The sequence below is a fragment of the Paraburkholderia sp. J10-1 genome (assembly GCF_905220165.1).
Lineage (GTDB): Bacteria > Pseudomonadota > Gammaproteobacteria > Burkholderiales > Burkholderiaceae > Paraburkholderia.
Window position 1 is genome coordinate 66,910 of record NZ_CAJMYW010000010.1, and the last position, 26,986, is coordinate 93,895.

General features: G+C 63.5%; 27 protein-coding genes. 10 read left to right on the forward strand and 17 right to left on the reverse strand.

Annotation, left to right across the window (positions count from 1 at the left end):
• Positions 1-172 precede the first annotated feature (172 nt).
• The 9 genes from U5A65_RS27460 to U5A65_RS27500 all read right to left on the reverse strand — a co-directional run bounded on the left by U5A65_RS27460 (position 173) and on the right by U5A65_RS27500 (position 12,491).
• Entirely contained in the window at positions 173-1,267 is a 1,095-nt protein-coding gene (locus U5A65_RS27460) for an acyltransferase (protein ID WP_321948519.1), read from the reverse strand.
• Between the two features lie 21 nt (positions 1,268-1,288).
• A complete protein-coding gene (locus tag U5A65_RS27465; protein WP_321948520.1) occupies positions 1,289-2,197 on the reverse strand; it encodes a glycosyltransferase family 2 protein in 909 nt (302 codons plus the stop codon).
• A gap of 130 nt (positions 2,198-2,327) precedes the next feature.
• Positions 2,328-3,626 (reverse strand): oligosaccharide flippase family protein, encoded by a 1,299-nt coding sequence (locus U5A65_RS27470; protein ID WP_321913033.1) that lies wholly within the window; start codon positions 3,624-3,626, stop codon positions 2,328-2,330.
• Complete coding sequence (locus tag U5A65_RS27475; RefSeq protein ID WP_321913034.1) at positions 3,619-4,893, reverse strand: hypothetical protein; 1,275 nt, start codon at positions 4,891-4,893, stop codon at positions 3,619-3,621. Before U5A65_RS27475 ends, U5A65_RS27470 begins: the two co-directional genes overlap by 8 nt.
• A 189-nt stretch (positions 4,894-5,082) precedes the next feature.
• The gene (locus U5A65_RS27480; RefSeq protein WP_321913035.1) at positions 5,083-6,300 is read right to left on the reverse strand and encodes a glycosyltransferase family 4 protein; all 1,218 of its coding nucleotides are present in this window, start codon (positions 6,298-6,300) and stop codon (positions 5,083-5,085) included.
• Positions 6,288-7,391, reverse strand: a complete 1,104-nt coding sequence (locus U5A65_RS27485; protein WP_321913036.1) for a glycosyltransferase family 1 protein — start codon at positions 7,389-7,391, stop codon at positions 6,288-6,290. The genes U5A65_RS27480 and U5A65_RS27485 overlap by 13 nt, the downstream gene beginning before the upstream one ends.
• 309 nt (positions 7,392-7,700) lie before the next feature.
• Positions 7,701-9,899 (reverse strand): GNVR domain-containing protein, encoded by a 2,199-nt coding sequence (locus tag U5A65_RS27490; protein WP_321913037.1) that lies wholly within the window; start codon positions 9,897-9,899, stop codon positions 7,701-7,703.
• A gap of 112 nt (positions 9,900-10,011) precedes the next feature.
• Entirely contained in the window at positions 10,012-11,253 is a 1,242-nt protein-coding gene (locus U5A65_RS27495; protein WP_321948521.1) for a polysaccharide biosynthesis/export family protein, read from the reverse strand.
• A 131-nt stretch (positions 11,254-11,384) separates the two neighbouring features.
• The gene (locus U5A65_RS27500) at positions 11,385-12,491 is read right to left on the reverse strand and encodes a sugar transferase (protein ID WP_321948522.1); all 1,107 of its coding nucleotides are present in this window, start codon (positions 12,489-12,491) and stop codon (positions 11,385-11,387) included.
• A gap of 584 nt (positions 12,492-13,075) precedes the next feature.
• Here U5A65_RS27500 and U5A65_RS27505 point away from each other — a divergent pair.
• The 3 genes from U5A65_RS27505 (at position 13,076) to U5A65_RS27515 (ending at position 15,968) form a co-directional block, all read left to right on the forward strand.
• On the forward strand, positions 13,076-14,467 hold the full coding sequence (locus U5A65_RS27505) for a calcium-binding protein (RefSeq protein ID WP_321948523.1): 1,392 nt from the start codon (positions 13,076-13,078) through the stop codon (positions 14,465-14,467).
• A 130-nt stretch (positions 14,468-14,597) separates the two neighbouring features.
• Positions 14,598-15,701, forward strand: a complete 1,104-nt coding sequence (locus U5A65_RS27510; RefSeq protein ID WP_321913041.1) for a glycosyltransferase — start codon at positions 14,598-14,600, stop codon at positions 15,699-15,701.
• Positions 15,702-15,833: 132 nt separating this feature from the next.
• A complete protein-coding gene (locus U5A65_RS27515; RefSeq protein WP_158757106.1) occupies positions 15,834-15,968 on the forward strand; it encodes an entericidin A/B family lipoprotein in 135 nt (44 codons plus the stop codon).
• 35 nt (positions 15,969-16,003) lie between these two features.
• Here U5A65_RS27515 and U5A65_RS27520 read toward each other — a convergent pair whose 3' ends face one another.
• Positions 16,004-16,132: a hypothetical protein gene (locus U5A65_RS27520; protein WP_321948524.1), complete on the reverse strand. Its 129-nt coding sequence runs from the start codon at positions 16,130-16,132 to the stop codon at positions 16,004-16,006.
• 342 nt (positions 16,133-16,474) lie between these two features.
• Between U5A65_RS27520 and U5A65_RS27525 the strand changes: the two genes are divergently transcribed.
• A complete protein-coding gene (locus U5A65_RS27525; RefSeq protein WP_321913042.1) occupies positions 16,475-16,930 on the forward strand; it encodes a host attachment protein in 456 nt (151 codons plus the stop codon).
• A gap of 72 nt (positions 16,931-17,002) precedes the next feature.
• Here U5A65_RS27525 and U5A65_RS27530 read toward each other — a convergent pair whose 3' ends face one another.
• Together U5A65_RS27530 and U5A65_RS27535 are read right to left on the reverse strand one after the other, a co-directional pair.
• A complete protein-coding gene (locus U5A65_RS27530) occupies positions 17,003-17,179 on the reverse strand; it encodes a DUF1427 family protein (RefSeq protein WP_321913043.1) in 177 nt (58 codons plus the stop codon).
• A gap of 27 nt (positions 17,180-17,206) precedes the next feature.
• Complete coding sequence (locus U5A65_RS27535) at positions 17,207-18,175, reverse strand: zinc-binding alcohol dehydrogenase family protein (RefSeq protein WP_321913044.1); 969 nt, start codon at positions 18,173-18,175, stop codon at positions 17,207-17,209.
• A gap of 270 nt (positions 18,176-18,445) precedes the next feature.
• Here U5A65_RS27535 and U5A65_RS27540 point away from each other — a divergent pair, with 270 nt between their 5' ends.
• Positions 18,446-19,549 (forward strand): acyltransferase, encoded by a 1,104-nt coding sequence (locus tag U5A65_RS27540; RefSeq protein WP_321948525.1) that lies wholly within the window; start codon positions 18,446-18,448, stop codon positions 19,547-19,549.
• An 83-nt stretch (positions 19,550-19,632) separates the two neighbouring features.
• Here U5A65_RS27540 and U5A65_RS27545 read toward each other — a convergent pair whose 3' ends face one another.
• A complete protein-coding gene (locus U5A65_RS27545; RefSeq protein WP_321934208.1) occupies positions 19,633-20,520 on the reverse strand; it encodes an MBL fold metallo-hydrolase in 888 nt (295 codons plus the stop codon).
• A gap of 116 nt (positions 20,521-20,636) precedes the next feature.
• Here U5A65_RS27545 and U5A65_RS27550 point away from each other — a divergent pair, with 116 nt between their 5' ends.
• Genes U5A65_RS27550 through U5A65_RS27565 form a run of 4 tightly spaced genes read left to right on the forward strand, consistent with a single transcriptional unit; the run spans position 20,637 to position 23,518 of the window.
• Positions 20,637-20,984, forward strand: a complete 348-nt coding sequence (locus U5A65_RS27550) for a metalloregulator ArsR/SmtB family transcription factor (RefSeq protein ID WP_321913047.1) — start codon at positions 20,637-20,639, stop codon at positions 20,982-20,984.
• Positions 20,981-21,415, forward strand: a complete 435-nt coding sequence (locus tag U5A65_RS27555; protein ID WP_321948526.1) for a YeeE/YedE family protein — start codon at positions 20,981-20,983, stop codon at positions 21,413-21,415. Before U5A65_RS27550 ends, U5A65_RS27555 begins: the two co-directional genes overlap by 4 nt.
• Before the next feature lies 1 nt (position 21,416).
• Positions 21,417-21,869, forward strand: a complete 453-nt coding sequence (locus U5A65_RS27560) for a YeeE/YedE family protein (protein ID WP_321948527.1) — start codon at positions 21,417-21,419, stop codon at positions 21,867-21,869.
• 29 nt (positions 21,870-21,898) lie between these two features.
• Positions 21,899-23,518 carry a TIGR01244 family sulfur transferase gene (locus U5A65_RS27565; RefSeq protein ID WP_321948528.1) on the forward strand — a complete coding sequence of 540 codons (1,620 nt, stop codon included), beginning with the start codon at positions 21,899-21,901 and terminating at the stop codon, positions 23,516-23,518.
• A gap of 30 nt (positions 23,519-23,548) precedes the next feature.
• Here U5A65_RS27565 and U5A65_RS27570 read toward each other — a convergent pair whose 3' ends face one another.
• Entirely contained in the window at positions 23,549-23,929 is a 381-nt protein-coding gene (locus U5A65_RS27570; RefSeq protein ID WP_321913051.1) for a DUF5594 family protein, read from the reverse strand.
• Positions 23,930-24,074: 145 nt separating this feature from the next.
• Positions 24,075-24,962, reverse strand: a complete 888-nt coding sequence (rarD, locus tag U5A65_RS27575) for an EamA family transporter RarD (RefSeq protein ID WP_321934213.1) — start codon at positions 24,960-24,962, stop codon at positions 24,075-24,077.
• A gap of 267 nt (positions 24,963-25,229) precedes the next feature.
• Between rarD and U5A65_RS27580 the strand changes: the two genes are divergently transcribed.
• The gene (locus U5A65_RS27580; RefSeq protein WP_321913053.1) at positions 25,230-26,018 is read left to right on the forward strand and encodes a sulfite exporter TauE/SafE family protein; all 789 of its coding nucleotides are present in this window, start codon (positions 25,230-25,232) and stop codon (positions 26,016-26,018) included.
• A gap of 42 nt (positions 26,019-26,060) precedes the next feature.
• Here the strand turns inward: U5A65_RS27580 and U5A65_RS27585 are convergent, their stop codons facing one another.
• The gene (locus U5A65_RS27585; protein ID WP_321913054.1) at positions 26,061-26,321 is read right to left on the reverse strand and encodes a hypothetical protein; all 261 of its coding nucleotides are present in this window, start codon (positions 26,319-26,321) and stop codon (positions 26,061-26,063) included.
• Between the two features lie 252 nt (positions 26,322-26,573).
• The gene (locus U5A65_RS27590) at positions 26,574-26,927 is read right to left on the reverse strand and encodes a BON domain-containing protein (RefSeq protein ID WP_321913055.1); all 354 of its coding nucleotides are present in this window, start codon (positions 26,925-26,927) and stop codon (positions 26,574-26,576) included.
• Positions 26,928-26,986 lie beyond the last annotated feature (59 nt).

The following is a 26,986-nucleotide window of genomic DNA, read 5'->3' on the forward strand; positions in this document are numbered from 1 at the left end:
ATAGCCGCGGAGTTTCCGGGCAGTTTCGCGCAAACGCGCCTTCCCCCTTACGCGGGGCAATGTTGTTTTCTCCGACGCGTATGCTATCGACACAGCCAGCGCGGCACTGCTGGATACCGCACGCAAACGCGCGCATATCCAGCGTGCCCGCGGGCGAGCGCCGCGCGCCGGCTCAAACGGGTGTGTCGGCCGCCGTGGTGTCGAGAACCGGTTTAGGCGTCGATCGGCCAAATCGGGAAACGAGCCAGGCGCGTATCGGCGTATCGATGAACCGCATGATGAGATAACTCGCCAGCAGGATCGCTGGCAAGAACACGACAGCCTCCAGAATCGGATCCTTTCTGTGCATCAACTGCTGATAGGTGCCGTTGAGCCAGACAAACGTGGGGTAATGCAACGCGTACACCGGATACGACAGTTCGCCAAGAACGAGCGCGACTGCCCGCACGGGCCCGGTGAGCGCAATCGAAGACCCGCCGAGGATCAGCAACGGCATCACGGCGGCAGCCCACAGCCACTGTACGAAGAAGGGGATCTGGCCATTCCACCCCATAATGACCACGGTCATCACGCACGCTGGAAGAAATAGCGATTTCCAGATCTTCAACGAGAGCAGCCCGAATTTCACATTGCCGTGATAAAGCAGGACGCCCAGATAGTAAGCGCCAAATACGCGTGGAAAACCGGAAAGGAAAGTCTGCGGTGTATCGCCTCCCATGCCAAACACCGAGGTAAGCGTATAGCCCGCGATCGCCATGACGAGTGCGAACTTCATGCCGTCAAATCGGCGTGTGAGCATCCAGAAGAGATTGACGACCAGCTCGAGAAAAAGCGTGTATTCGGGGCCATTGAGCGGAAAAACCTGTGGCCCTCCAATCGCATGCGGAGCACCGAAGGTCGGAATGCATGATAGACCGAGAAGCGTGGCGGCCGCGAGCCAGCCTGGCGAAATGTCGGAATCGTGAAGGAGAACATATCTCGCCGCCAGATACGATGCACTCAACAGAGTTCCGATGACGATCATCGGCATCAGCCGTATGAGTCTGACACGCGCGAAAAGCGCTCCGCTCATCCCTCTTTCGAAGCGGCCACGGTACGCCACGCACAGGACATAACCCGACAGGCCAAAGAAGAAGTCGACAGCAATGCCCGCGTTGGGGGCCAACCATGGGATCCCAAGCCAGTGATTGAGGTGAAAGAGCAGGACAGATATGGCTGCGAGGCCGCGCAGGCAATCTGGCACCGCCAAATGGGAGTCTTTGTTCATCGCTAGCGACTGCCACTTTCTCTAAAAGCTCTCGGGTCGCTCGGGCGTCAGCCTTCCTCGAAGGAAGTCCCACAACCCGATCAAATTGCCAACCAGACGCCCTCGCCGGTCGATCCATGGCTCCGGTGCGAAGCTTCGAACAATATTGCTCGCGATATTGCGCATGACATGATCGACCGCCGGGCGCAAAGGCATCGTCTTCTTTTTCACCAGATAGAGCGGGTTGATCACCTGCGAATAGCCGAGCTTGCATCCGGACACCCTGCCGCGCTTGACTCCCAGGTGCACGCCGAGCGCAGTATTGATACGCACGACGAGATCGCCCCGGTTCCAGATCTGGCCTCCGAAATCACGATCCTCCTGCCAGCCATAAAGAACGAGGCGCTCATCGAAGCGCAGGCCAGCGATGCTGCTGGCGCGGAACGCCATGTTGCACCCATAAGGGCCACCGGTCGGCGCGACGATCATCTTTTCCGGCACTTCGCCGATCCGGGCAACGAGTGCGCGCCCTTCATCGAAGGAATAGCCTGGCCCATGAATGCCGTCCGCGATGACGGTGCCGGTGACACACGCAATAGACGGATCGCTATCCAGAGCCTTGAGCGCTTGCGCAATCCATTCGCTGTGCATCAGAAAGTCGTCGTCCAGAAAAATCACGACGTCGACATCGTTCGGCACATGATCCAACGCGTGATTGCGTTGCGTCGTGAGCCCAGGGCGCCCCTTCAGCACGATCATTCCAGGTTGGACGGCCAGGTCGCCAACATCCTCATCGCAGACGCAGGACACGATAATGAGATCAGGCTTCACCGTTTGCACGTTGGCGAAGGCAACGACGTCCTTGAGAATGTCTGCGCGACCACGCGTTGCAAAGATCAGGCAGATTTTCGGATCCTTGCCAAATGGAGGCCGACTCATTGGCTCGGCCATCGTGACTCGCGAACTGAAGCTCGATTCCATCATTGACCTCATCGACCATTGCCCGCAGGAATGCGCAAGACGTATGGGCTGTCTTCACGCGTACACCACAACGCATGTGCAAAACGATTCGCGTATGTCGCTATTCGAGCCATCTTCCAAATCTCGCCGGTAAAGAGACGCCTTCGTTGATCCCGAGAATCTCGCGGAACAACCCCGCCTTCCAGATCCCGAAAATCAACATCACCAGCAATGATCCTTCCGCCAGTATCCGCGCGTACACCATGCCCGCGGCCCCCCAGTGGCTGGCAAGGGGAATGGCCGCCACCAGGTTCACCACTGCGCTGATCACACCGCTCCAGGCAAGCAGCTTCTCGAGTTTGCGGGGAATCAGAAAATAAATGCCCAATACCCGCGTGCAAACGGTAAGCGGCAGAATGAACACCATAATATTCAGAACCGGTACGGCATGACGCAGCTCCGGTCCAAATATCAGCGGTATGAGCCATTCAGAGAGCAATCTCGTGAGGATCACACCGGCTACCGCTCCCACAAAAAAGACAGCAAATGTCCGGCGGGCAAGCAGATTCGCTCGGGCCGGGTTGCGGGTCACCAGATACATGACCTTCGGCGCCAGGATCTGCGCGGCGGGCGCCATGATGCTCAGCGCGGCTCCCACCAGACGCTCGGAGAGACCAAAGGCACTCACTTCCTGGGCCGCGGCCAGTAGCGACAATATATAGGTGGATGCATCCAGCACCAGGACTGCCGTTCCGCTGTATATGAAGATCGTAGCCGAGCGCTTGATCAGACCCACTGCCGCACGCACGGGTGCAGTGAAGCCGGTGTATTCCTTTCGAACCAGCCAATATGCCACCAGCGTCTGGATCATGCTGGAGGTGAAAATCACCGGAAACGCCAGGTCGACGTCAGTCGGCTTGCGAATGAAGGTGAAGATCAGCGCGAGCGAAAGCAGAAGTCCCAGTACTTCGATCAGGACGTTCGTGCGCGGACGTCCCGTGCTGGTGAAATACCAGCCGATGTTGAAGGCGGACAGCAACCCTCCCGCGACGACGAAAAGGCCTGCAAAAGGCACATTGGCAATAATTTCCGACCTGCTGACCGCAATGCCTCCTACGATCGCACCGGGAATGCTCAATAGCAGCCGGGCCGTAAATTGATCCCGAAAAATCGTATCGCGTTCGCTCGCGATTTCGGTATGGACGATATCCCGTCCCCCGATGGTAGAAAACCCGAAGTTGACGACCAGCCAGAGAGCACTGGAAAGTGACAGCCCGGCCAATACCACACCGTAACCACTGGAACCGAGCACTCTTCCGTAATAAGGAATCAGGATGAGCGGGTAGAGGTAACGAATTGCGTACGAAAAATAAACGGCCAGTAATTCAAGCTTGGATAGCGACGCCTGCACCTTATTCATGAGCCCCCCTGGCAACCCACCCACCACGCGCGGGCACACGTCGCAGCACACGCGGCGAGAGTGCGCCCGCTGCGGCCGCGAATATATAGAAACAAGAACCGAGTTCGAAAACGCTAAGCGAGGCCGAGGCGACGATCAGCGTGGCGATCATGGCGTGCCGCGCCGAATAAGAGATGGCGCGCTCCGTGAACGGATAATGGGCAGGCACGGGCGCGAGCAGCGTCTTGCCGAGGAACGTCCCGTAACACACTATCCCTACGACACCAAGGCTTGCCACCAGCACCACCAGGAAACTCGACGCGCGAATGCTTCCCAGCCCAACGCCTATTCCATACGTCTCGAAGAAGTTGGTGATCCCTTGGGAATTCCATCCCATCCGCTCGACGCCGGAATCACTATCCGCCTTGCTCAAAATCGCGGCGTCGACGAAATCCCCGAGCACTTTCACCACGCCTGGCAGAAAGACGATCACATAGAGCACACCCAACAGGCCCGCGCAAGCCGAGATAACGCACAGCCGTTGCTTGCGTACGGGAGCAAAACGCGAGATAACACCAGGCCGGCTGAAGAGCAGTACGAACTGATACACCCCCAACCCGACATACGCCGTTCCCGAAGTCGACAGCAGCAGCAGGCATCCTGTTGAAATAGCCAGCGGACCGGACAATTTCGAACGATAGCCGACGAGCCAGAGATTCAGGCAAAAGACAAAGATCGGCAGCGTAAAAGCCGCGAAACCCGAAGTTTCACTGAAGGTGCCGCTGATGCGAACCATCCCGGCCATTTCCTGGCCGGTCAAATCGGCGAACTGCGCCGTCTTGATGGTCGAGAGGATGTCGAGGCCCGCCGCGTGCGCGACGATGTCGATGACGCCGGCAAGCACGTCAAGCGAGGCAAGCAAAAAGATGGCGTTTGCGAGCGTCCGGTACACACCGCGATATTGCAGGAACGCAAACATGGAGCAATACACGATGACGTCCGCGATGCAATAGATCGACTGAGACAGATTGCCTGACACAGGGCCAAGCGGCTGCAAGATGATGAACTGGCTGCTGCGGTCGACGGGGAACACGAGCGTCGCACCGCTCAGCAATCGCGGCAGCAGAATGGCACCCGTCACACCCCACAGGCAGGTACAAAGCAGCCAGAAGCCGGGCTTGTCCAGCGTGACCGCGTCGGCAAGGCCCTTGCCGCCCGCGAGATTGAACGCCCTGATGGCGAAGAATGCGAGAAAGACTTGCGCGGGCAGAATGCCGATGCCGCCCAATGAGAGCGCGAGCGTGCATCCAAACAGGGAAAACACCGCCATGCCGTAAATCGCGCCGCGATACGACACATAGAGCGCCGCCAGTCCGGCGACGAACACGATGACTCCGAATATCGTCAGTTCCACTTGCCGATGCCCCCATCCGTTCACCCAGCATTCGTGCGTGAACGATCTCGTTATCGCGCCAACTCAGGCTGAGTGCCAGCGCCGCACCACAGGCGGCACATCGGCAAACCCTTTGTCGGCATCCATCGCACGCTCCACGACGCTTAAAAACTCCTGCTTGAATCGCTCTTGCGTAAAGCGCATCGCATTGCGACGGCAGACTTCCGCTTTGATCGGTGGCAGCCGTTCGAAACGCTCCAACGCATCAACGATCGATTCCACACTCTGTTCGCTGAAGAAAATCCCGGTGCCGCGTTCGGGGTCCGGCGAATCCACCACGATTTCGCGCGATCCTCCACGCCCCAAAGCGATGACCGGCGTGCCGCACGCCTGCGCCTCGACAACCGAAATGCCAAAGTCCTCTTCCGCGGCGACGACGAAAGCGCGTGCGCGTTGCATGTAGTCCACCAGAACCGTGTCGGGCTGATAGCCGAGCAAGGTCACATTGGACGTCGCGCACGCCTTGACGCGGGCAAAGTCGGCGCCGTCGCCGATCACCACGAGACGCCGCGACGGCATCGTGGCAAATGCCTCGACGATGAGCGGGATGCGCTTGTACGGCACCATGCGCGAGGCGATCAAATAGAAGTCTTCATGGCGGTCAGCCAATTCGAACCGTTCCACATCGACTGGCGGATAGACCACGGCGGCTTCGCTGCCGTAGGCCTTGCGAATGCGCCGCCCCACAAACGCGGAATTGGCGACGAAGGCATCCACGCCATGCGCCGTGCGCTGGTCCCAGATTCGCATGTAGTGAAGCAATGCACGCACGACCCAGCTTTTCATGCCTCGCTGCAACCCCGCCTCGCACAGATATTGATGCTGCAGATCCCACGCGTAGCGAATCGGCGAATGGACATAACTGACGTGCACCTGGTTCGGCCCCGTCAAGATGCCCTTCGCCACCGCATGGCTCGAAGAAATCACGAGATCGTATGACGAGAGATCGAACTGCTCGATGGCGAGCGGCATGAGCGGAAGGTAGCTGCGAAACGATTTGCGCGCCCGCGGCAAATGCTGAATGAACGAGGTCGTCGCGTGTCTGCCGCCCAGCACGCCACGCAGCGACTCCGGGAAGAAGTCGACGACGCTGTAGAGATCCGCCTGTGGAAACAACTGGAGAATCTGCTCCACGACTTTTTCCGATCCCGCGTAGGTGACGAGCCACTCATGCACGACCGCGACACGGCCGAACCTGCGTGTATCGTTAGCGAGATTCGATGCGAGCGTTACGTTAGCCACGGCGAGATCTCCTCGATCAACCTGGTGGCAGTTGCTTGCCAGGTGAGTTCCGCAGTCCGGGCGCGGCCTCGCTCACGCAGACTGTCACGCAACGCGGCATCGCTCGTGATTCGCTCAAGCAAGCTCGCGAGCTCCGCAGGATTGTCCGGCGAGGTGTAGAGCACGGCGTCGCTGCACGCCTCCTGGACAGCCGGCAACCGCGAAGCGATGACCGGGCAGCCAAGCGCCAGCGCCTCGACTGGCGGCAGTCCGAAGCCCTCATAGCGCGACGGATAAACGAAGCACGCTGCGCGCCGGTAGAGCGCCGCGAGTTCGCCGTCACTCACGTACCCGAGATGTTTCACGAACGCGGGCAACGCGTCTTGCCCCGTTCCGTAGACTCGTGCATCGCCGCCGCCCACCACGACGATGTCGAACTGCGCGTCGCGGATCAGTCGCGCCGCATCGGCGACAAGCTGAAAATTCTTGTGACGATTGAGGCTGCCCACCGCAAGCACGAATGGACGCTCGTCGAACGAATTTGCCGCCTTGCCGCCATCCTGTTGCACACGCAACATGTGCTCGCCGCTCTCCGACACGACACCGATCTTCTCCGCAGGAATGCGGTAGGCATCGCACAGCTCGCGCCGCGAAAATTCGGACACGGTGATCACGCGGCGCGAAATGCGGCCAAGGCGCGGCGCCATCAAGCGATACCAGGCGACAAATGACCGGCTATAGCTGTCCGGCACGCGCGCAGGCGCCGCGTCGTGCAGCACCGTAATTTGACGGCGATACAACAGCGGCCCGGAGTTGCAGAGATTGAGCAGCAATCGGCCGCGTGCAGCTTGAGGGAGCGCCAGTTGCTCCCAACGCAGGCCGCCGCCTTTTCCGCTCGCTCGCAGCGCGACGTGCCGAAACGGATTCGGCATGGCGGCCAGCGCTTCGGGCACGATGATTTCGGTCCGCACCCCGGCGACGCGTGGATCGCCCGACTCGATCAGTTGGTCGAGTGCACGGATCGTCTCGAACGCAAAGCGATCGACACCCGTCGCGCGGCGTCCAAGGAAGCGGCCGTTAATCGTCAGATTGGGGGCAAGCACGTGTTTCATCCCAAGGTGGAAGGCATCGCGCACAGCCGGAATCCGACGGGCTGCGCCATGCAATTCATATGTCTTGAAGTGTCGCCGGTCTTGGCACCGGCGAATGTTCGCCGTCGCTCATGTCGCGCCAACTCACGCGTCTCGAGGCGTTTTCGAAGAGTCGTTTGCGAATTGCCACGGAAAGTCGCCGCTAGTGCGAACGACGGGTGACAGGAGAGCGTGATGGGTTCGCGCCGAAGGCGCGGGCTGAAGCAGGTCGAATCCGCTCCAGCCCATTTTTGAGGCGCCGCCTGGCTGGCAATTGCCGGCAGTACGCGGCTATTCCGCCCTTGCCGCGCCCGTATCCTTGGCAAAGCCGTAGCTCGAATAGCCGTACGCGGCATATTCGTTGCCATAGCGCCCCGGACGCGAAGTCATGTCATTGAAGATCACGCCGCGAATCGGCACGCCAACCTGTTCAAAGCGACGCACGGACTCGCGCAGATCAGCGACGCTCGTCGCACCCTGGCGCGCGATCACGAACACGGTGCCAGCCAGCCTCCCGATGATCCCGGCGTCGGCCACCGGCAAAATCGGCGGTGCGTCGATCAGCACGAGGTCATACGTCGAGTTGGCCCATGCCACGAAGTTCCTGAACGCGTCTTTGCGCAGCAGTTCGCTGGCATTGGTCACATAGCCCCCGGTCGCGACGAAGTCGACGCCTGGCATCACGTCGCGATTCACCACGTGGTCATAGCTTTGGCAGGGCTCGAAAATGTTGGTGACGCCCGGCATGCCCGGCACCGCCATATGCTGGTTCAACGTGCCGCGCCGCAGATCCGCGTCGACGAGGAGCACACGCTTGCCCGACGCACCGAATACGGCCGCCAGGTTGACCGAGACGAACGACTTGCCGACCATCGGTGTCGGCCCTGCCAGCAGCACGACACGGTTTTCTGCCTCCTCCAGCGAATGTTCGAGCGCGCTGCGGAAGCTGCGCAGGCTCTCGACCGCCGGATCGAACACGGCCTTGTGGGCGAGCACCGTGTTCGTATCCGGCGCGCCGTGCGGCAAGCGACGCGTGAGCGAATGCTGAATGCGGCTGCGCGGTACGGCGGCGAAGACTGCCAGCCCGGTGCCCGCTTCGATCTCGTCCACGACGGTGACACCGCGGTTGAGCCGCTGACGCAGCAGCACGAGCGCCGCGCCGGCAAACAATCCGGTAAACACGGCCGCGACCACGATGATGGCGCGCTTCGGCCGGATCGGTCCTTCAGGCGGCACCGCCGCGTCGATCATGCGCACATTCGACACGCGCCCGGCTTTGATCAGACGCAACTGCTCGCGGCTGTTCAAAAGATTCGTGTAGATATTCGTATCGACGGTGACTTCGCGCTGCAGGCGCACGAGCTGCTGCTCAACCGGCGGCAGCGCGCGGGTCTGTCCAGCGAGGCGCTCCAGCGACTTCTCCGCTTCGGACAGTTGCCCGTTGATGGCGACGAGAGCCGGATTGTCGTCGGTGAAACGGGCCATCGCCTGCGCGCGTTGCTGCTGCAGGTCGGCGATACGCTGCTGCGCCAGTGCCGAACTCTGCAACAGCGCCGAAGCTTCGGCATCCAGATTGACCGCGCCGTGCTCGGAGCGGAACGTGTTGAACTCGTTCTCGGCCTTCTCGAGCTGTGCCTTGAGCAGAGGCAGTTGCCGGTCGAGGAAGGCAATCTGCTTTTCCGCTTCTTCCTGCGTGCGCTGGGCGTTCTGCCGGATGTACTCGTTGCCGATTGCATTGAGAATGGTGCTGGTCAGAACCGGGTCTTCGCCATCCAGCGCGACGCCAATGACATCGGACTCCTTGCCCTTTTCCGTAATGGCGACCGCCGTCTGCAGCGACTGGATCGCGCTCAGTTCGGACACGCGCATCACGTTGAAGATCGTGCCCGGTTGGCCGTCTATCCGGCCCACGAGGAGGTCGATCGCGCCGCCCACGGTCGGCGCGTGCAGCGCTTGTCCCACATGCCCTTCGAGCGTGAGGCCGGCGCCTTCGAGCGTGTAGGCGCCGTTGCCCCGGTAGGTCAAGACGAACGGTCTGCCTTGCAGGCGCGCCGGCACGTCGAATTGCGTCACCTCGATCGCCTCGGCACCCCATGCATATCCGCCCCAACCCGACCAGCCGTCGAGGCTCAGATGCCGCGCAGCCCAGCGGCCCACCACGGGGAAGTAGCGCGGCGTCGCCTTGATATAAAGCTTCGTCGCATCGACGGCGGACGACACGACCATCCGCGAACGCAATACCTCCATTTCCGCCGACGCCTGGGTCTTGACCGCGAACTGGGAGGACAGATCCGCCAGCGCCGATTTCGCCGCGTTCGGGCTCTCCTCCACCTGGATGAGCATGTCCGATTGATAGACGGGCGACGCCAGTACCGCGTAGAGGGTGCCGATAAGCGTAAAGATGATCGTGACGATCAGGATCGTCTTGCGGCCCGCATATAGCGTATCCAGCAGATTGCCCATGTGTCCGCCGTCGGGGGCGATCGGCATGATCGTCTCCGCTGGCCCTTCAAGCAGGAAGTCGCGGTTATTCATCGTGTTCCCCCGATTTCGAACAGGTCGGCTGACGCGGTTCGTGTGGTTTGTGTTTTTCATATGGACATCAATATCCAATCGCACGGCTGGTCGCCGCGGCCTGGGTTGTCGGCAATATCAGGCTGATGACACGACTCCACTTCACGAGAGCAGACGTATCGACGAACACGACATCGTTGGGCTTGAGCTCGAACGAGTCGGCCGTGGCCATGGCAGAAGCGCTGCTCGCGTCGAGATGGAACACGACCGGCTGGCTGGTATCGCGTCCACGCACGACATACACCTGCGAGGCGTCGCCCGACGACTGGTTGATCCCTCCCGCGTTGCCAAGCGCCTCATTGAGCGACATACGTCCGTTATTGAACATCACGCCGCCAGGACGCTCGACCTCGCCGACGACGAACACCTTGCTGTCTGTCTGCGCAAAGATCCGCACAAGGTCGCCGTCGCGCAGAACGATCCGGTCGGGATTGAACCCCTTGCGGATCATCGCCGGCATATCGATATCCACGGTCGTGTCGCCACGTGTCACAGACACATGCGAGCGGTCGGCATTGGCGGTGAAGCCACCCGCGCGATTGATCGCCTCGGGCAACGTCATCGGTCTGTCGTTGAGCACTTGCACGCCCGGCGTCTTGACCTCGCCGTCCAGATACACGCGCTTGCTGCGATAGGTCTCGATGCGCACGGTGATCTGCGGCTGACGCACGTATTTCGCGAGCTTCTGCGCGAGGACGTCGCGAACGCCCATCTCCGAAAGACCCAGGACTTTCAGCGGACCAATGTACGCATACTGAATAAATCCGTTGTTATCGACTGTGTAGCCGGACGCAACCGAACTAGCGCCCGATGGAGCGTCGCCGGCACCGGCGCCGCCGGGCAGGTTGAGCTCAGGGTGGTCCCACACCACGATGGTGAGAATATCTCCGGGGCCGATTTCATACGGCGTGGCCTTGGCGAACATCTTCTCCACGTCCTCGGGAATGCCCTTGGGGCGCGCCGCAGCTTCCTTGTCCACCAGGTCCCTCGTAATCTCGACGAGCGTGCCGGATGGCGCCCCTGCGATTCCCTTGGTCGCCACACTCTCGGGCACAGCCGTGCCAGATGCCGCACCGGCGCCCGGGTTCGTCCCGGCGGCGCCCCCTCCGGCGGTGTAGGTCATGCCCGGCGCAAGGGCACAGCCGCTGAGCGCCGTGAGCACGAGGCAAACGGCACACGCAGCCCCGCGGCGCAGCGCACCCGCCAGTCCGAATTCCCGCACGACACGCGCGTGCTCAGTCCCGATCCAGTTCATCGCGTTGAGTCCCATCGCAACACCCCCAATCCGTTACACGCGTTCCGGGTCATGCCGTGTGACCCGGATACCTGATATGCCAAGCGCGTCTGCCGCTAACACGTTTGCAGCCCGCTTTCCGTTCCCGCCTGCGGCCCGTCTTCAGCTCAATACGCGCCGGTGCCGCGGATCACCACGAAAAACGTCTTGAACAGAATCCCGATGTCCTTCCGGAAGGTCCAGTTCTCCACATAGGAAACGTCGAGCAAAACGCGCGTCGCGTAGTCGATATCGTTGCGCCCGCTCACCTGCCACAGGCCCGTAATACCCGGCGTGACCATCAGGTAGTACTTTCTCGCCTCGCCATAGCGCTCAAGTTCCTGGTCGATGATCGGGCGCGGCCCGACAAAGCTCATCTGGCCGCGCAGGACGTTCCAGAGCTGCGGCAGTTCATCGAGGCTCGAGCGGCGCAGAAAGTGGCCGACCCGCGTCACGCGCACGTCGTTCTTCAGCTTGAATTCACGCTCCCATTCGGCGCGGGCTTCGGGATCGCGCTCGAGGAGTTCCTTGAGCACCTGCTCGGAATTCATCACCATCGAGCGGAACTTGAGACAGCGGAACTTCTTGCCATGGCGTCCTACGCGCGTATGGCCGTACAACGCCGGTCCGCCATCGCGCTTGACCAGCAGCGCGAGCATGACGAGCAGCGGCGAGAGCACGACAATCGCGCCAACTGCCGCCACAACGTCGAAGAGGCGCTTCAAGGCATGCCCGACAACGGCGTTGCGAACCGCGTCGCGCGCACCGACCTCGAGCGTCTCCCGGCGCCACCAGGCACGCGTCACGCGCAACACGCTCAATTCCGAAAAGAACAGCGTGTGCGAGAGCAGCAGCGAAATACCCGTTGTCAATGTCCAGTACATGAACCACGGCAGCGCCAGCAAGTGATCGTGATGAATCGCATAAAGCAGCACGAGTCCGCAGAGCTGCACCGCGAGCCAGGCGAACGCCGTACGGCCCGCGACGCTGATCGGCGACCGGCTGCCACGTGTGCCATAGGTTCCGCAGGCGGGAAAGACAGAGAGGGCAAGCGCCGCGCAAAACGCCACCAGCGTGGGATCGGGGTGATGCACCGCGGCCACCTGCCCGGAATTCAGATTCAGGTGTACGGCGCATATCGCGCCCAGCACGATCAGCACGACATCGACCGTACGTTGCAGCACGATATCGACCGTACGTTGCGTAAGCTCTGACCGTTGCGTTAACTCTGACATGTCCCTGCCCCAGTGCGTGTCGTGTTCGTCAGACGTTTGTGGCCGATGCGTTCGTCCGCCAGGAGCGGACACACGGACCCCGTGCCCCGAGCGATTCATGCATACGCTGCTCGCCCGACGGCCACGACAACACATTACGGTGTGAGCAACAGGCAGACCGTGCGCAATCCCACCAACTGTCTGTGATCGTCGGCGGCGTCATGCACAAGCCGTGTGACTGGGCGCATGCGCGCATAGCGCTATGTGCGTTCGCGCACATAACGCAACGGCGATGCGCTTCGCGGGGGAGTGACGGTGCGTGGAATCAGGACTTCCTGTCCTGCCATTGCAGCCCGTTTTCAGATGTGCCCGAAAGGGGGCCGATTGATATGAAGGATTCCTTATTTTTTTGTAAGGCATCGGTTGTAGCAGGAATTTAAGCTTTCGCGGAATGCCCATCCGTTCGCCGTCGCACACACGAAGGCGGCAACTGCGCATCAAAATGGGCCCTGAAATCCGCTCCAACCGGGACAGAACCATCGAGACGCCGCCACGAGGCAAGGCGCGCGCATCCGGCGGCGGCCGCCCCACGCGAGGAATACGCCGTGAAGCATCCCGTAGCACTCATCGCTGGCCTGCTCGCCAGACGAACCGCCTCCCAGCGTTTGCGACACGTAAGCCTGGCGAAACCGCGTGGGCGGCCTGGCACGCGTGTCGCCGGAAGCCTCGCGACCGGCTTTTGCGCGCTCGCCTGCGCAACGGCGGCGCACGCGAGTGGCGCGGCACAGGCAATGCCCGCCGACGACTTCCTCCAGACGCTCGCGGTCGTGACCCACGTCAGTTACACCGACGGCGCGTACGTCAACGTGCACAACGTCGCCGACGATATGGCATGGCTCGGCATCCACCACGTTCGCGATTACGCGCCCGGCTCGTCCATCCCGTTCTCGAGCTACGTGTATCTCGCGCAGCGCGGCGTGAAATTCAACTTTCTGATGGGCGCGGACTTTGAGAAAAAAATCGCGCTGGCCGCGAAGTTGAACACCGAGGTACCCGGCAGCGTCGCGGCCATCGAAGGCCCCAACGAGCTCAACAATTTTTCGATCACTTACCAGGGACTTACCGGCGCCGCAGCCGGGCTCGCGGTACAGCGCGATCTTTACGCACGCGTGCACGGCACGCCGGAGCTTGCAGGTGTGCCGGTATATGACGCGACCGGCTTCGACCCCAAGTCAGTCGAGACGCGCACGAATTCTGCCGACTACGCGAATCAGCACGTCTACCCGCAAAACGGCGAACAACCGCTCTGGAATGCAAACGGCGACAAGTGGATGCTTGCAGCCATTCACCTCGGCCAGAGATTTCAGTTACCGCTCGTCATCACCGAGTTCGGCTACTTCTCTCTGCCACAGGCGGGCTGGTACATGCTCGGCGTCGACGAGGCGACACAGGCCAAGGGCGTGCTCAACGGCTATATGGACGCTGCGGCAGCGGGCGTGAAACGGCTCTACGTGTATGAACTGCTCGACGAAAAGCCCGATCCGGAGCGCAAGAACGACGAAATGCATTACGGGCTCTTTCGCAACGACAACAGCCCCAAACCCGTGGCCTACGCGATTCGCAATCTCACCTCGATCCTGAACGCCAACACGACGCGACGCACAAGCGCTGCGGCGCGCAGCACGCTCGCATATACGCTTTCGGAGATGCCGCCATCGGCAAACAGCCTGCTGCTGCAGAAGAAGGACGGGCGCTTCGTACTGGTGCTCTGGAATGAAACGCTCATCTGGAACCGGGCGACGGGAGCGCCGCTCGCGAGCCCCCCCGCGCGCGTCGATGTCGACTTTGGCGGAAAAGCCAGGCGTGTCGACCTGTACGATCCGCTCACTTCGGCGCAGCCGCTTGAAAGCCATCGCGACTTGCGCCAGCTCTCCGTGAACGTGCCGGATCACGTCATCCTGCTCGAAATCACTCCCGCGGACACACCGGGAACCTGAGCGCGCGGCCAGTCAATGACTTGTCCTGACCGGAGCCCACGCGCGCCGACGCCCTCAGGAGGTTCGGCGTGTGCGGCGTGCCCGCCTTTGTATAATCGCGCATTCCTCCTTCCGGTCGCGGTTTCCTTTCATGCTCAGTTTCGCCCTCGGCTTTCTCGTTTCACTGCTGGTCACGCTGCTGATCGTGCGCTACGCGCATCTGCATGAAAGGTTCTCCGTCGACTCCGACCTTGCGGGCGTGCAGAAATTTCACGTGCGGCCCGTCCCGCGCATTGGCGGAACAGGCATCCTCGCCGGGCTCATCGTGGCGGCTGCGCAGTTGCACGGCGCGTATCCGGCCGTTTCGGGCGGCATACTCGGCATCGTCGCGTGCGGGCTGCCCGCGTTCGCTTCGGGGCTGATCGAAGACCTTACCAAGCGCGTTTCGCCGCTTGCGCGCCTCCTGTGCACGATGGCCGCCGCCGCGCTCGCGTTCTGGTTTCTCGGCATCGCGGTCACGCGCATCAGCGTGCCGCCGCTCGACTTCCTGCTTTCCTACGCGGCGATTTCCTTCGTCATCACCGTGCTCGCGGTCGCGGCGCTCGCCAACGCGATCAACATCATCGACGGCTTCAACGGCCTCGCCTCGATGGTCGCGTTCATGATGTTCGCCTCGCTCGCCTACGTGGCGTTCCAGGTGCACGACCCGGTGGTGCTCTCGGCGTCGTTCATCATGATGGGCGCGGTGCTGGGCTTCTTCATGTGGAATTTCCCGGCGGGCCTGATCTTCCTCGGCGACGGCGGCGCGTATTTCATCGGCTTCATGCTCGCCGAACTGTCGATCCTGCTCGTCATGCGCAACCGCGACGTGTCGGCCTGGTATCCGGTGCTGCTTTTCATGTATCCGATCTTCGAGACCTGCTTCTCGATCTACCGCAAGAAGTTCGTGCGCGGCATGTCGCCCGGCATTCCCGATGGCGTGCACCTGCACATGCTCGTCTACAAGCGCCTCATGCGCTGGGTCGTGGGCGCGCGCAACGCACGCGAACTCACGCGGCGCAATTCGCTCACTTCGCCGTACCTGTGGCTGCTCTGCCTGATTGCCGTGATTCCGGCCACGCTGTTCTGGCGCCACACGCTGCACCTGTTCTGCTTCGTCGTGCTGTTCGCGCTCACTTACGTGTGGCTCTACGTGAGCATCGTGCGCTTTCGCTCGCCGAAATGGCTCGTCGTGCGCAGGACGCGCAGGCGCTGAAAACGGCTAGCTGCGCAAGCTCGGCGCATATGGCCCCGCTTCGCGCGTAGAATCGAAAGGAACGGCGGCGCGCATGCCTCATGCCCGCCGCCGCTTCTTTTCGACGTCCATTTCGATTCAGGGAGAGCCGATATGAGCCGTTATCTCGCGTTTGCGCTTGCACTGTTCGCCGTCACCCTCGCCGCCTGCAACACCATCGCTGGCGCGGGCGAGGACATCTCGAAGGGCGGACAAGCCATCACCAACTCGGCGGAAAAAGCCAAATAAGCCGCTTGTGGATGAGTTGCGGTGCGAGCGAGCGCTCACGCCGCGGCACCTTCGCGCAAGCGCGCGACTTCCGCCTCCAGTTTGCGCATACGCGCCTCGCGTTGCGCCGCTGCCTCTTCCAGTTCGCGAATGCACGCCTCGCGCTCGTCTAACGCCGACTTCACGTCCGCCGCCTCGAAGCGCTGTGGAATAGGCTGCGCGCCGCGGAGTCGGCCGCGGCGGCCAAAGAGTAGTTTCTTCCGCCAAAAAAGAGAATCCGGCAGTAACGAGAATCGTCCTCTCGAATTCCGGAAAGAAAAACGGCCTGCGGGGGCATGCGGCTCGCCGGCCCGACGCTTCGCGCCACGCGCATGCCGGCGGCGCACGAGGCACATAGTCGGGCGCGGCGGCATTTCCCGCGCCGTGCGGCCCGAAGCGCGCTACCCTTGATATTCACGCCGCGTGGCGCGAGTCCTCTCAACCGCCCGGCTGCCTCATGCGCCGGACGCCATGGCAGGGAGTCGAACATGTCGAAAACGATCTGGATTGTCGTCGCCAACCGTGTGACCGCGCGCATTTTCGCCGCAGAAAGCCCGCTGGGCGCCATCGACGAAGTCGAGACGCTGCTGCATTTGCAGGGCCGCATGCTCGATGAGAACCTCGTGACCGACAAACCGGGGCGCACCACCGACCGCGTCGGTTTCGGCCGCAGCGCGACCGACCCTGACACCAGCCAGCACGACCACGAAGCCACCGTGTTCGCCGCGGAGATCGCGACGACGCTCACGAAGGGCCGCAACGACGCGCGCTACGGCACGCTCGTGCTCGCGGCGCCTCCGGCGTTCCTCGGCGTGCTGCGCAAGGCGATCGACGCGCAAACGCGCAGCCTCGTCACGCTCGAACTCGACAAGGATCTTGCGGCGCTCGATGCGCGTGCGCTGCGCGCACGCCTGCCTGAGCGGCTCGTGCGGGCCGAGGCGTGAGCTAGCTGCCCAGTAACATGCGCGCGGGCCGCTATCCCGCGCGCGGGGCAACGATTGCCCCGCGCAGCCCGCTCACCCCGCAAGGTGCGCGACGCACGCGCGCACGAGGCCGATGACGTTCTCGCCCGCCAGCATGCCGAGCAGCCCGACGAGCGCAATGGTCGGCGGCGCCGGCGACTTCACCTGCAGCACGTTGTAGAGCAGCCCCGCGAGCGCGCCGACCGCGAACGACACCAGATACCCCTTCATCGCCCTCTCCCGTTCGTCGTCCGGCGCTCACGCCATGTCGATCACGACGCGCCCGGGCGTGCCCGCCGCGACCGCCTCGTAGGCTTCGCGCGAGCGTGCGAGCGGGAAATGCGCGGCCACGACCGGCGGCTCGAACCGGCCCGCATCGAACGCTTCGGCAATCGCACGCATGAGCGGCGCGGATTCTGCGACGCCGAGCTTCGCGCTATCGGCGCCGAGCAACTGCGTTTCGTTGTGATAGAAGTCGATCAGGTCGAACTCCACGCGCCGCTTGCCGGTTGCACTGATCTCGACCACGCGGCCACGCCGCTTCGCAAGCGAGAGCGCCAGTTCGAACGCCACGCCGCCCACGGCGTCGTAGACCACGTCCGCGCCCGCGCCGCCCGTCAGCTCGCGCACGCGTTCGGCGGTGTGCTCGTTCATGGGCACGAAGGCGTCGATCAGACGCGCGGCCGGCGATCCGGCAAGCGGCGCCTCGCGGCCCACGCCGATCACGCGCGCGCCGCGCGCCTTTGCGATCTGCGTGACCGCGCCGCCCACGCCGCCCGACACGCCGATCACGGCAATCGTTTCGCCCTCGGCGAGATGCGCGTAATCGACGGTGCCAAGCCACGCCACGACGAAATTCACGCCAATGGACGCGGCCTGCGCATGCGAAAGCGCCGCGGGCTTGCGCGCGAGCGCGGCCACGGGCACCTCGATGAACTCGGCGTGCGTGCCGTCGCGCGTGAAGCCGATGTCGCCGCCCGTGCCCCAGACCTCGGCGCCGAGCCAGTGCGCCGGGCCCGCCACCACCACGCCGCTGAAGTCGCGCCCCGGCACGCGCGGCGGCACCGTGTGCTCGAAATGGCCGGAAACGTTCTTCACGTCGCTCGGGTTGACCGAGGCGGCGCGCACCTGCACGAGCGCACTATCGGCGCCGGGCACGGGCGTGGGCAGATCGACGTATTCGAGCACCTCGGGCTTGCCGAAGGTCTTGAACTGGATGGCTTTCATGGCTTCACTCCGTGGAATCGGCTTTCGCGCTACTGCATATGCAAACGCGGTATCGAACTGGAGGCCAATGTAATGTGTTGCCGGCCGGTTGTGCGGACAGAGACTTTCGAATTTCGGACAAGGTAATTCTTTAACTAATTGCTGACTTCTGTACGCTCGCCCACAAAACTACGCATTCGCATAACTTTCAGCAATGTCAGAATAGCCGCGATCAAACGCAGCACATCCGTCCCGGCCGCCATTGGCGAACGCGCAGACCGCGCACCCAACATGCAAAAGTTAAAGTCGCTCACCGTGCTGCGCGCCGTTGCAGCCACAACGGTCATCTTCTTTCACATCATGTCGCCGACTGGACACACGTTCGGTGAATTTGGCGTCGACATTTTCTTCGTCATAAGCGGTTTCGTCATCGCCCTCGTGCTGGACAACCCCGAATTGACCGCACAGCGCTTTCTCGCGGACCGCATTGCCCGCATCGTGCCGCTGTACTGGGTGCTGACGTTTGGCGTATTCGTCGGAGCACTCATCGCTCCTGAGCTGTTGAATTCGACGACCGCCGACCTCGGGAATCTGCTGAAATCGCTGTTTTTCATTCCCTATCGCAAGGAAAGTGGCCAGATATTCCCGATGTTGTTCGTCGGCTGGACGCTGAACTACGAAATGCTGTTTTACGCGGTCACCGCCGTCTCGCTGATCGTGATGCGTCGTCACCGCCTGCTGCTCACGTCAGCGTTGCTCCTTGCGATCTTTTGCGCGGCGAAGGCATCGCACTCGCACGGGGTATTTGCCGCGTTCTATACGAATCAGCGGATGTTCGAGTTCCCGCTCGGCATTTTGGCCTACCAACTCTGGAAATTCGGAGTCCGTATCAAGCTGCCGCTTGCCGGATGCATGGCCATTGCAGCCTATGCGTGGATGGCCTGGATCAACTGGCACGACCTGTCTAACGCACCGCTGCTGTATTACGGCCTGCCCGCTTTCGTGCTGATCGCCAGCACACTGAGCCTCGAATCGGCGACGGGTTCGGGCTGGGTGACTCGCGCGGCGATATTCATCGGCAACGCGAGTTACGCCATCTATTTGAGCCATCCATACTGTGTTGAAGCGGCGCGCAAACTGCTGCCGGACGCGATCGACGGCTTTGACGCGACTGCGCCGCTCGGCGTGGCGCTCACCATGATCGTGGCTACGGCCATGGGCGCCGCGCTCTACCAGTTCGTCGACTGGCCACTGCACAGGCGCGCGCGCCGTCTGTTGCACGCTGTGCCGGCCATACGGCTGCGCAGGTCCCGGTTCACCGGCGCGGACCATGCAGGCAAGGCTGCCCTCCAGGAGCCGACCGACGACCTGCCAGTCAACGAGGACGCGAACTGAACAGCGAAGAGCGCGGGCAGCGTGCGTTCAAAAACGGTTTCCCCGCTCCCAGAAGCACATCGCGCAACGCGTACAGCAACGATTCACAGCGCGTCGACCGGAATCTTCAGATAACGCACGCCATTGGCTTCGGGCTCCGGCATGCGGCCGGCGCGGATGTTCACCTGGATCGACGGCAGGATCAGGTTCGGCATGGCGAGCGTGCGGTCGCGCGCGGTGCGCATCTCCACGAACGCCGCTTCGCTCACGCTCTCGTTCAGGTGGATGTTGCCGCTGCGCTGCGCGCTCACCGTGGTCTCGAAGCAGGGTCCGCGCGAAGCGGGCGGATAGTCGTGGCACATGAAAAGGCGCGTGTCGCCCGGCAGATCGAGCAGCTTGCGCGCCGAGCGGAAGAGCGTGTGCGCGTCGCCGCCCGGGAAGTCGCAACGCGCCGAGCCCACGTCGGGCATGAAAAGCGTGTCGCCCACGAACACGGCGTTGCCGATCTGGTAAGCAAGGTCCGCGGGCGTGTGGCCGGGCACGTGCAGCGCGCGGGCCTCCAAAGCGCCAACCTGGAACGTCTCGCCGTCCTGGAACAGCACGTCGAACTGGCTGCCGTCCGGGCTCAGCGTCTCGCCCAGATTGAACACCGCGCGAAACACGCCCTGTACGGCGCGAATATGCTCGCCAATCGCAATGCGCCCGCCCAACTGCGCCTTCAGATACGGCGCCGCCGAAAGATGATCGGCGTGCGCGTGCGTTTCCAGCAGCCACTCGACACGAAGCCCGTATTCGCGCACGAACGCGATCACGCGCCCGGCCGATTCCGTGGAGGTGCGGCCCGATTTGGGATCGTAGTCGAGCACCGGGTCGACGATCGCGCAGGCCGTGCCGCGCCCGGCGTGCACGACGTAGGTGACCGTGGCCGTGACGGGGTCGAAAAACGGCTCGACGTTGGGTTCGGGTGTTGGCAGCTGGGCTGGGTTGGACATCGCGGGCTCCACAAAAGTGACCCTCTATTGAAACACATATTATAAATTTATATAATGTTTTTAGACAAAGTATAATGCGGCGGATCGCCGTTTAACTTCGTCCATCGAGGCGACAAATGAACTCACCACTCGCTCCCGAAGCGCTCGCGGCCCTGCGCGAGTCCGCCGAAAAGTGCTGTGCGCTGCTCAAGGCGCTCGCGCACGAAGACCGTCTCCTGCTGCTTTGCCAGCTCACCGAGGGCGAGCGCAACGTCGGCGAGCTCGAGGAACTGGTCGGCGTGCATCAGCCGAGCCTTTCGCAGCATCTGGGCAAGCTGCGCGACGAAGGCCTCGTCGATACGCGCCGCGAAGGCAAATACATCTACTACCGCCTCGCGAGCCCCGAGGTCATCCAGGTCATGCAGACGCTGTCGAGCCTCTACTGCGGGCGGCTGAAGGTGCAAGCGCCGGGACAAGCGTCATGAGCCTCGACCTCGCCCACTTCACGCCTTACGCCTCGTTCGCGGGCGGCCTGATGATCGGCGCGGCCGCCGCGCTCTTCGTGCTCGTGAACGGCCGCATTGCGGGTATCAGCGGTTTGCTGGGCGGCTTGTTGCCAGGCTCGGGAGCCGAGCGCGGGGTGAATGCCGCATTCGTCGTCGGCCTAGTCGCCGCACCTTTGCTATGGCAGTTGCGCGCGGCGCTGCCGGCCATACAGATCGACGCGTCCGCGTTCACGCTCGTCGTGGCGGGCCTGCTGGTCGGCGTCGGCACGCGTTACGGCTCGGGCTGCACGAGCGGCCACGGCGTGTGCGGAATCGCGCGCGGCTCGCGGCGCTCGTTCGTCGCAACAGGCGCGTTCATGGCGGCGGGCTTCGCCACCGTGTTCGCCGTGCGTCACCTGGTCGGAGGCTGACATGCGAAAACTTAGCGCACTCGCGTGCGGTCTGCTGTTCGGTATCGGCTTGCTCGTCTCGGGCATGGCCAATCCGGCCAAAGTGCTCGGCTTTCTCGACCTCACCGGCAACTGGGACCCATCGCTTGCCTTTGTGATGGCGGGCGCCATCGCGGTCGCCGCACCCGCCTTCTGGCTCGCGCGCACGCGAACAACCAGCCTCGCCGGCGCGCCGATTCAGTTGCCCACGTCGCGGCGTATCGATAGCCGGCTGGTCGGCGGCGCCTTGCTGTTCGGCGCGGGCTGGGGGCTCGCGGGCTTCTGCCCCGGCCCCGCGCTCGTCGCCGCGGGCGGCGGCCAGCCGCGCGCCTGGCTCTTCGTCGCCGCCATGCTCGCCGGCATGGCGATCTACGCGGTGCTGGAGCAGCGCCGCCGTTCGCAGGAAACCACATTGAGCAGCACCAAACCACACTAATCTGCGCCAGCCTCGGGACCAAAAATTACATGCAAATCACGCAACACGACGCGCGCTTCGCAAGCGCCGACCAGATCACACCCGACGACCTCGCCGCCATCCACGCGGCGGGCTATCGCTCGATCATCTGCAACCGGCCCGATGGCGAAGGCGGCGAGGCGCAGCCCACGTCGCAGGCGCTGCGCACGGCGGCGGCACAACTCGGCCTGCAGTTCGCCTATCTGCCGGTGAAGCCCGGCCAGATCACCGCCGACGCCGCCGCACAGTTCGCCCAGTTGCTCGTCGACCTGCCCGGCCCCGTGCTCGCGTACTGCCGCAGCGGCAACCGCGCCACCAACCTCTATCAGCTCGCGCAGCAAGGCGCGCCGGTGCCAGCGGCCACGCAAGCCGCGACTGCCGCGCGCGCTGCGACGGCGGCCTGCGCGTGGGAGGGCGAAACCTGGGATGTGGTCGTGATCGGCGGCGGCACGGCGGGCATCGCCGTCACCTCGAGCCTGCTGCGCCGTGAGCCGAACCTGAAGATCGCCATCGTCGAGCCAAGCGATCATCACGACTATCAGCCCGCCTGGACGCTGGTCGGCGGCGGCGCCTACGACGTGACGAAAACTCGCCGCCCCATGGCGAGCGTCATGCCCGCTGGCGTGAAGTGGTTCCGCACGGCCGCCACGCGCGTCGAGCCGGAGGCAAACGTCGTGCAGCTCGACAGCGGCGTGCGCGTGGCCTACCGCCAGCTCATCGTGGCGCCGGGGCTGCGGCTCGCGTGGGAGCGCATTGCGGGCCTCACGGAAACGCTCGGCAAGAACGGCGTGACCTCGAACTATCGCTACGACCTCGCGCCGTACACCTGGCAGCTCGTGCAGCAGATGAAGGGCGGCACCGCCCTCTTCAGCCAGCCCGGCATGCCGATCAAGTGCGCAGGCGCGCCGCAAAAAGCCATGTATCTCGCCTGCGACCACTGGCGCCGCCAGGGCGTGCTTGGCAAGGTCAACGTCGAATTCAATCTCGCGGGCGCCGTGCTGTTCGGCGTGGCGACCTTCGTGCCGCCGCTCATGGAGTACGTGAAGCGCTACAACGCGAATCTCGCGTTCTCGTCGAACCTTGTCGCCGTGGACGGCCCGGCGCGTCTCGCCACGTTCGAAGTGAAGGATGCGAACGGCAACGTCACGCGTGTGGAGAAGCGCTTCGACATGCTGCACGCCGTGCCGCCGCAGGTCGCGCCCGACTTTATCCGCGACAGCCAGCTCGCGGACGAGGCCGGCTGGTGCGAAGTGGATCACGCCACGCTCCAGCATCCGCGCTATCCGAACGTGTTCTCGCTCGGCGACGTGTGCTCCGCACCGAACGCCAAGACCGGCGCGGCCGCACGCAAGCAGGCCGTGATCGTGGCCGAGAATCTGCTCGCCGCGCGCGCAGGCGCGCCGCTCGCCTACCGCTACGATGGCTACGGCTCGTGCCCGCTCACCGTGGAAAAGGGCAAGGTCGTGCTGGCCGAGTTCGGTTATGGCGGGCGCCTCTTGCCCACCTTCCCGCTCGACCCCACACGGCCGCGCCGCCTCATGTGGCTGCTCAAGGCGAGCGTGCTGCCGAGCTTCTATTGGTGGGGCATGCTCAAAGGCCGCGAATGGCTCACGCGGGCGGCGCGCGGTTGACGAGAACGATGGGCACAGAGGGCTGCTGAATCAGCCCTCGAAATCGAGCCCGCCAAGCAGCACTTCCGGCTCGCCCTGCGTGCGCGATGCGAAATCGACAGGGCGAGCCGACTCCCATGACGCCAGCTTGCGCCCGGTCGCTTCGAGGTAGTGCTCGAAGCGCGCTTCGCCGCCGGGCTCCATGAGGCGCTCGATCTCCTCGGTGTCCCAGGTCAGCGAGACATTCAACGGATACCCGTACGGATGCCGGTGCTCGTTCGCGAGACCGCGAAGGCGCACGCGCGTGGGATGGCCGTGCCCGGCGTTGGGCACGACGTCGACGTGCACCGAAGGTCCGAATTGTTTCGCCAGCTTCGCCGCAATACGCGGTGCGAATTCTTCCTCGAACCGGCGAACGGCTTCGATACTCATGCGCGGGGCGCTCCACGGAGGATTGACTGCGGGTTAAGGCGCTGTTGGCCGCGGCCGTGCAGCGCATCGTGCTGGCATCCTACCGCGCCGTCAGCGTGTCAGCCAATGCCCGACAGCGCCTCGCGGCCCAGACCCTTCACGCCACTCACGCCGCCCGACGCCCACGTGCAGCCACAAGGCTGCGCACGCCTTCGAGCGAATACACGCCGAGCGCGACCCAGATCGCGCCGTACCCCACGGCGCGCACCGCGCCGAACGGCTCCCCGTAGATGAGCACGCCAGTGAGCAACTGCAGCGTGGGCGTGACGTACTGGATAAGACCGAGCATCGACAGCGGAATGCGCCGCGCGGCCGCACCGAAGAGGAGCAGCGGGATCGCCGTGATCGGGCCGGAGGCCGCGAGCAGCAGTTGCAGACCGCGCGAGGCATGCGTGAAGTGGCTCTCGCCCGCGAGGCCCACGATCGTCAGATAAACGATCGCAACCGGAAAGAGCAGGACCGTTTCGAGCGCGAGGCCTTCGAGCGCGCCGAGCTTCGCGGTCTTGCGCAGGAGGCCATAGCCGCCGAAGGTCACGGCGAGCGCGAGACTGATCCAGGGCGGCGCGCCGTTCTGCCAGGTGAGCCATACGACGCCCGCGGTGGCCAGCGCCACGGCGGCCCATTGCAGCGCGCGCAAACGCTCGCGCAGGAACGCATAGCCGAACAGCACGTTGATGAGCGGATTGATGAAGTAGCCGAGGCTCGCCTCGACGATGTGCCCGGCATTGACGGCCCAGATATAGATGCCCCAGTTGGCCGAAAGCAGCACGGCGCTCGCGACGAAGCGCGCGAGCAGGCGGCGGTCGCGCAGCGTGGGCCCGAGCCAGCGCCAGTGGTGGCGCACGACGAGCACGGCGATCACGAACAGCAGCGACCACGCCATGCGGTGCGCGAGCATTTCGAGTGCGGGGATCTGGTGCAGCGTCTTGAAGTAGATGGGGAAGAGCCCCCAGAGAACGAATGCAGCGAACGCGTAGAGGATGCCGGGATTCATGTTCGATTCTGGTTATGGAGACGCCAGTCCTACGCGGCGCTGTTCGGCGCGTGCTTGCAAAAGGTCAGGGCCCGTGCGAAGGCAATTGAAAGCCAGGCGGTGCGCGCCCAATTTCGCTTAACCCTGCGCCAAGCCGCCGGTTTTGCGACAATAGCGGATTTTCGCCGCCAGCCTTGGCCGTTGTCCAGCCTGACGCGCCGCTTACGGCGCGCGCTGTTCTCAACGCGGCAGGCGGCGCCGCCCCCTGAACCGGCTTCCTCGCGCGCGATGTCCTTCCCCCATATCGATCTGCTGTATTCGCTGTCCGGCCTGTTCGTCGGATTTCTGGTCGGCCTGACCGGCGTGGGTGGCGGCTCGCTCATGACGCCGCTCCTCGTCCTCGTGTTCCACGTGCACCCCGCCACGGCAGTGGGCACCGACCTGCTCTATGCGGCGGCGACCAAGTCGACGGGCACGCTCGTGCACGGGCTCAAGGGTTCGGTGGACTGGCGTGTGACGCTGCGGCTCGCAACCGGCAGCGTGCCTGCCGCAACGATCACGCTGATTCTGCTGCACCGCTATGGCATGGACACGCCGCGCGCAGGGCATCTGATCCAGGCCGTGCTGGGCGTGGCGCTCCTCATCACGGCCGTGGCGCTCATTTTCCGCCCGCAGCTCGCTGCATTCGCTTCGCGCCACCGCCACGAGCCCGGCGAAGCGCGCACGCTGTTTTTCACGATCTTCACGGGCGCGGTGCTCGGCGTGCTCGTCTCGCTGACCTCGGTGGGCGCGGGCGCCATCGGCGTGACGGTGCTGCTGCTGCTCTACCCGGCGCTGCCCACGGTGCGCATCGTCGGCTCCGATGTCGCGCACGCCGTGCCGCTCACGCTCCTCGCGGGCGCGGGCCACTGGCTGCTCGGCTCGATCGACTGGCACATGCTGCTTTCGCTCTTGTGCGGCTCGTTGCCCGGCATCGCGATCGGCAGCCTGCTTTCTTCGAAAGCGCCTGAAAAGCTGCTGCGCGTGCTGCTCGCCGCGACGCTCACGCTCGTGGGCGTGCGGCTCGTGCTCTCCTGAGCGCCGCGCACGTCATACACATCCCGCGCGGCACGGGCGCGCTCAGGCGTGAGGCGCCTGGCGGAAGAACCTGCCATTGAGATCGACCTCGAACTGGCGCAGCCACTGGCCGCGCGCGTCGAGGCGGTAAGCCTGCGCCCAGGCGCCGCGCCGCACGATCAGCATGTCGCCGTGGTCCGGATCGTTGGGATCGGCTTCGCCGCGAATATCGAACTGCATGGGCGCAAAGCCGTGCCGCGCACAGGCGAGTTCGAAGGCCGCCCGGTCGACGAGCGGCAAGTCGGTGTAGGTATGAATGGTCATGGCGATTTCCTGCTTTCCAGCGATGAGGCCGCGCTCGACCTCGGGGAAGACGCGCGATATCCACGGTATACCCCCAACCGCGGGAAAACTGTGTGTCAAACTACACTTTGGCGGCTGCAGTGCAGCATGACGAAATTGCATGCCAGACACACGCGCATAAAAAAAGCCCGGCCTGCAGAGGCCGGGCTTTTTCTTCGGACTTTTTCCTGCTACGTGCCGCAAGCACCCTGTTTCCAGGGCGCGTGACAGCGTTTATTGCTGCATGACCGTCAGCTTGTTCGACACCGACTTCACGCCTGCCACGCCTTGCGCAACCTCGCCAGCCTTGTCGATCTGGCCCTGATCCGGCACCGTGCCCTCCAGGGTGACCGCGCCGCCGTGCGAGCGCACGCTGATGTTCGAAACGTCGACGCCCTGGGTCTTCGAGAGCGCCTTGCGCACCGTGTAGCCCAGCTTGCGGTCGGCCTTCTTGGCCGACGTCGCCGGAGCGGCCGAGGTCGTAGCCGCGGGTGCGTTCGCCGAGTTGTCTTGCGCATAGGACGCGCTGCATGCCACCGACAGGCACAGTGCCGCGCCCAGCGTCTTCAGAATAGCGACCGATTTCATGTTTTCTCCTTGTGTCTTCGCGTTGTTGCGGTGTGTTGCCTGGAATAGGACCGCCTCCC

Excerpts from the sequence above, each read along its gene's own strand:
- U5A65_RS27570 (WP_321913051.1), bottom strand. The coding sequence starts at position 23,929 with ATGAGTATCGAAGCCGTTCGCCGGTTCGAGGAAGAATTCGCACCGCGT.
- U5A65_RS27495 (WP_321948521.1), bottom strand. The coding sequence starts at position 11,253 with ATGGGACTCAACGCGATGAACTGGATCGGGACTGAGCACGCGCGTGTC.
- U5A65_RS27550 (WP_321913047.1), top strand. The coding sequence starts at position 20,637 with ATGAACTCACCACTCGCTCCCGAAGCGCTCGCGGCCCTGCGCGAGTCC.
- U5A65_RS27585 (WP_321913054.1), bottom strand. The coding sequence starts at position 26,321 with ATGACCATTCATACCTACACCGACTTGCCGCTCGTCGACCGGGCGGCC.
- U5A65_RS27490 (WP_321913037.1), bottom strand. The coding sequence starts at position 9,899 with ATGCCGATCGCCCCCGACGGCGGACACATGGGCAATCTGCTGGATACG.
- U5A65_RS27560 (WP_321948527.1), top strand. The coding sequence starts at position 21,417 with ATGCGAAAACTTAGCGCACTCGCGTGCGGTCTGCTGTTCGGTATCGGC.
- U5A65_RS27485 (WP_321913036.1), bottom strand. The coding sequence starts at position 7,391 with ATGAAACACGTGCTTGCCCCCAATCTGACGATTAACGGCCGCTTCCTT.
- U5A65_RS27590 (WP_321913055.1), bottom strand. The coding sequence starts at position 26,927 with ATGAAATCGGTCGCTATTCTGAAGACGCTGGGCGCGGCACTGTGCCTG.
- U5A65_RS27545 (WP_321934208.1), bottom strand. The coding sequence starts at position 20,520 with ATGTCCAACCCAGCCCAGCTGCCAACACCCGAACCCAACGTCGAGCCG.
- U5A65_RS27540 (WP_321948525.1), top strand. The coding sequence starts at position 18,446 with ATGCAAAAGTTAAAGTCGCTCACCGTGCTGCGCGCCGTTGCAGCCACA.
- U5A65_RS27565 (WP_321948528.1), top strand. The coding sequence starts at position 21,899 with ATGCAAATCACGCAACACGACGCGCGCTTCGCAAGCGCCGACCAGATC.
- U5A65_RS27535 (WP_321913044.1), bottom strand. The coding sequence starts at position 18,175 with ATGAAAGCCATCCAGTTCAAGACCTTCGGCAAGCCCGAGGTGCTCGAA.
- U5A65_RS27510 (WP_321913041.1), top strand. The coding sequence starts at position 14,598 with ATGCTCAGTTTCGCCCTCGGCTTTCTCGTTTCACTGCTGGTCACGCTG.
- U5A65_RS27515 (WP_158757106.1), top strand. The coding sequence starts at position 15,834 with ATGAGCCGTTATCTCGCGTTTGCGCTTGCACTGTTCGCCGTCACCCTC.
- U5A65_RS27465 (WP_321948520.1), bottom strand. The coding sequence starts at position 2,197 with ATGGCCGAGCCAATGAGTCGGCCTCCATTTGGCAAGGATCCGAAAATC.
- U5A65_RS27460 (WP_321948519.1), bottom strand. The coding sequence starts at position 1,267 with ATGAACAAAGACTCCCATTTGGCGGTGCCAGATTGCCTGCGCGGCCTC.
- U5A65_RS27555 (WP_321948526.1), top strand. The coding sequence starts at position 20,981 with ATGAGCCTCGACCTCGCCCACTTCACGCCTTACGCCTCGTTCGCGGGC.
- rarD (WP_321934213.1), bottom strand. The coding sequence starts at position 24,962 with ATGAATCCCGGCATCCTCTACGCGTTCGCTGCATTCGTTCTCTGGGGG.
- U5A65_RS27580 (WP_321913053.1), top strand. The coding sequence starts at position 25,230 with ATGTCCTTCCCCCATATCGATCTGCTGTATTCGCTGTCCGGCCTGTTC.
- U5A65_RS27470 (WP_321913033.1), bottom strand. The coding sequence starts at position 3,626 with ATGAATAAGGTGCAGGCGTCGCTATCCAAGCTTGAATTACTGGCCGTT.
- U5A65_RS27525 (WP_321913042.1), top strand. The coding sequence starts at position 16,475 with ATGTCGAAAACGATCTGGATTGTCGTCGCCAACCGTGTGACCGCGCGC.
- U5A65_RS27530 (WP_321913043.1), bottom strand. The coding sequence starts at position 17,179 with ATGAAGGGGTATCTGGTGTCGTTCGCGGTCGGCGCGCTCGCGGGGCTG.
- U5A65_RS27500 (WP_321948522.1), bottom strand. The coding sequence starts at position 12,491 with ATGTCAGAGTTAACGCAACGGTCAGAGCTTACGCAACGTACGGTCGAT.